A 3,619-nucleotide genomic window follows, 5' to 3' on the forward strand; every position below is an offset into this window, starting at 1 on the left:
CTCACCGGAAGACACAATATAACTATAAGAAACATGGAAATAAGGTCTTTTTACTACGGGATATTCCTAAACATGACAATCAACATTCAAATCAATGGAATAACAGCAAACCGCACAACTATTTATGGTTGGAATTCTTCAAGCATCATTATCCACGGAAATAATTTCCCGCAAGCCAGTATCAATCTTGCGTTCTACTGTTCAAATATTGTAGTTAGTGAAAACATAGTATCATACGGGATTAGTGTTGACTCCAACAGCACAATCTATCGGAATGTGGTGTCAGAAGGAGGTTCGATCGAAATTGGTTCAAACAATATCGTATATGAAAACAACGTAACAAACAGCTGGACAGACGGAATATATGTGGGTTCGCACAATAAAATCTTCAGAAACAATGTGGTGAACAATAGTCGTTATGGCATTCATGTTTGGTGGGATTGCAAATATAACGCCATATACAACAACAATATAGAGAACAACAGTTGGGCTGGCATTTATCTTGATAGAGCTGATGAAAACAATATTTTCCATAACAACTTTATCAACAATGGACATAATGGTATGGCTGATCCTGAAGCCGATCTTAACCTCTTTGACGCTGGTTATCCTGCCAGCGGAAACTATTGGAGCGATTATGCTGGTGTTGATGAAAAAAGCGGTCGCTATCAAGATCAGCCGGGAAGCGACGGCATAGGGGACACGCCCTATACTATATACGAATGGGGAATCGGCGTGCCTGAGCATTCTGATAATTACCCGCTCATGGGTCCAATTAATATTTTTGAAGCTGGAACATGGGATGATACGGAATATTTTGTGGGTGTTGTTAGCAATTCAACTGTTTCAGACTTCTTTTTCAACCCTGCTGAAGGCGCCTTTTTAAAGTTTAACGTAACTGGCAAGACTGAAACAGGCTTTTGCAGAGTAGCGATTCCTAAGGATCTGCTTTGGGTCCAAAATGGACAATGGAGCATTCTCGTAAACAATCAACCGACAAATTACACGGTGTTTGAGGATGGAGAATTCACTTACCTATACTTCACTTACAACCATTCCACAAAGACAGTCCTAATCCAAGGAACAAACGTTATACCAGAGTTTCCAACGACCACTCTACTACTTGCAACTCTAATAGTCACAGCTATTCCTACGATACTCATAAAGAAAAAGCACAATAGAAAAACAAGAACTTAACCCCTCTATTTTTATAAAACAACTTTTCCTACCGCAAAAAGTCTTGTCTAGCCCAGGGTCAAGTTCGGACTTCCGTCAAGGCATAATACAAGTTGACTACTCGTTAAAATTCCGAGAATTTAAACCGAGTTTTAAACCTAACCCCCCGCACATCCTTACCTTAAGTGTTTCAGCTTACCAAAAGCGTCTATTATCACAACACTATAAGCAAAAGGTCCACGGAAGAATTTCTTGGCTGGGGTCATATGGTCACTACGTATAGAAAAAGAGAACGAAGCTCGATTAACAGAAAAAGCCAAAATTTAATCCAAGCGCGCGCTGTACAACCTGTTTTCATGCGGTTCCGTGTGGTCCTCACCCATGGACTTTTGATGCGTTCTTGTTTCATTTTAGGAGTCGCTTCCAGCTGGTTAGTGTGACCCGCTTGATATGCCCCTGCTCAAACAAAAGCCGCAGGACATCCTCTGCTTTCTCTGCAATCTGTTCACGTGTCGCTTTCTCGCCTAAATGTTCCTTAAGAATTTCTTGCACCTCTTCTATAGTTAAGACGGCATCTGCCTTCCAAAAGCGAAGAAGATAATCTGACATTTTCAATTTTGAAGCTTTACTAATGAGGAATGTTCCTGCAGCATACATGATTATTATATAAAGTAGAAGCACCCATGCCTCGTTTAACTTAATTTCTTCCACCCATAGGCTGTAAAAAGAGAGTATTAAAAAAAGTCCTGCGAGACCGAGGAGAATGTATCCTGTTATGCTGTAGGGTAGAGTCCCAAGTCTAGCGCCGAGTACACCGATGACTCCCAAAGAGCCGAGGAACATGACCAACGCAAGTATCAGCACCCACCCTTGTACGGTGTCTGGCTTGCTGGTATACAGCAGCAATGCAAGAAGCAACCTATTCCTCCAAGTTTACAGATTATTGACTTCATTATTCCCAAGTTTGTCACTCCTTTAACGTAAGGAGTGCGGCTATTGCAGTAGCCCATTGCTCGGGAAACTGCCCAGTTGTTGGTTGGTCACAGCCATATTCTAAAATAAGTTCACGTATTCTACTAATTGCTTTCACGGCACGTTCTATCCCCCACCGCTGCGCGCGCTCACCTCCATACCCAAACATGTGGCGCGTACTGATGAAGGTATCGTTCCCAAGTGGGATAACTTGGCATAGAGTTTCATAATTCTTATCTTCATCGTTAATCGTGAAATATTCCGTAATCTTACTGGAGGTCGCGACACCCGTACGGGTTGGCAATTCTTTGATTAAATCGAGGAGATAATTGTCTTGGTTTAGACGTTCAATCAAGGGGTTCCAGCTAAACTTTTCTTTATACACTTCCTTGGCACTAAACGCAGACATGGGCACGAAAGGCAAGAATGATAGTTTCTCTTTAAATAAGCCAACTTTCACTTTCTTCACGAACATAGAAGTAGGGATAGGTCTATTGGCCATGGTACCGCAGAAACATTGGATGGGTTTATACCCAGGCTTATCAAACCAATCTACTAGACCTCCTTCGTAGAGTTTTGGGAACCACCTTAAGTCTGTGTACGAAACGAAAGGTATGCCATCTTTTGTTTCAAAGCGCCCTAGTATGCCATCCTGATACTTTTTGAACTCGATTGGAGTTTTGGCGATTTTACTTAGAGCCTTATTGTAGTCCTTGTTTACGCCTTCAAGACATTTCCTCACCGAAGGATCGATATCCTCAGTCTTCATTTCTGGGCATACTCCTCATCGGGTTCTGTCTCAAACGGGATAGTAGAATACAACCTTCTTTTTCATATTAAAAGTTGTAGTCAATGTATTTATTGCTTATGATCGCCCCAAGGTTTTCAATTAATTTTGGGCTGTTTAAGCTTTTCTAACCTTGCATTTTCTATGTTACCTCGGTTCATGTAAATTCCGAGAATTTAAACCGAAGTTCAAACCTAACTCCCGCACTCGAATTTCAAGCTCATTTTCAGCTTATCTTAACTAGAAACGCCTAATTTGAGTGTTAGCGAGTAAGGTGAAATCGAAAAGCTTCATAAACAAAGTGAAGTTTAGCAAATCTTGCAGTTCAGAAGAAAATCGACAGCACGGTAAATTTAAACCAAAAAGCGAAATACCACAGAACCGCGAAACCAAAAAACGGTAATTAAGCAAGTTTCTTGTCTAAAACCAACAAGATAAGCGCAAATTTTGAGCAAGAAAAAGCGCCGGGGAACAGGTTTACATCTCGGTTTAAATTCTCGGAATTTTCATGTAGACTGAAGAACCAGATTAAAGTTTCACTCATTAAGTTGTTAAGTGCAGTTGGGAGTTAACAAAACTTAATTAACTTTATTTTAAGAATACGTCAAGAAAAAAGCTTCCACGAAATAGGTTAATGACTTACAGCCAAAGTGAGCATAAAACCAAATGTTCTATTAACAGCGA

The 3,619-nt window shown here is 40.6% G+C and carries 3 protein-coding genes; 1 reads left to right on the plus strand and 2 read right to left on the minus strand.

What is annotated here, in order from left to right:
- Nucleotides 1–72: 72 nt before the first annotated feature.
- On the plus strand, nt 73–1,197 hold the full coding sequence (locus tag HM003_08425) for a hypothetical protein (GenBank protein MBX5329354.1): 1,125 nt from the start codon (nt 73–75) through the stop codon (nt 1,195–1,197).
- A 384-nt stretch (nt 1,198–1,581) separates the two neighbouring features.
- Here the strand turns inward: HM003_08425 and HM003_08430 are convergent, their stop codons facing one another.
- Both HM003_08430 and HM003_08435 read right to left on the minus strand, forming a co-directional pair.
- The gene (locus HM003_08430) at nt 1,582–2,094 is read right to left on the minus strand and encodes a hypothetical protein (protein ID MBX5329355.1); all 513 of its coding nucleotides are present in this window, start codon (nt 2,092–2,094) and stop codon (nt 1,582–1,584) included.
- Between the two features lie 49 nt (nt 2,095–2,143).
- Nucleotides 2,144–2,917: a hypothetical protein gene (locus tag HM003_08435; protein MBX5329356.1), complete on the minus strand. Its 774-nt coding sequence runs from the start codon at nt 2,915–2,917 to the stop codon at nt 2,144–2,146.
- Between the last annotated feature and the right edge of the window lie 702 nt (nt 2,918–3,619).

The sequence above is a fragment of the Candidatus Bathyarchaeota archaeon A05DMB-5 genome (assembly GCA_019685655.1).
In the GTDB taxonomy this organism is placed as follows: Archaea; Thermoproteota; Bathyarchaeia; order Bathyarchaeales; family Bathycorpusculaceae; genus DSLH01.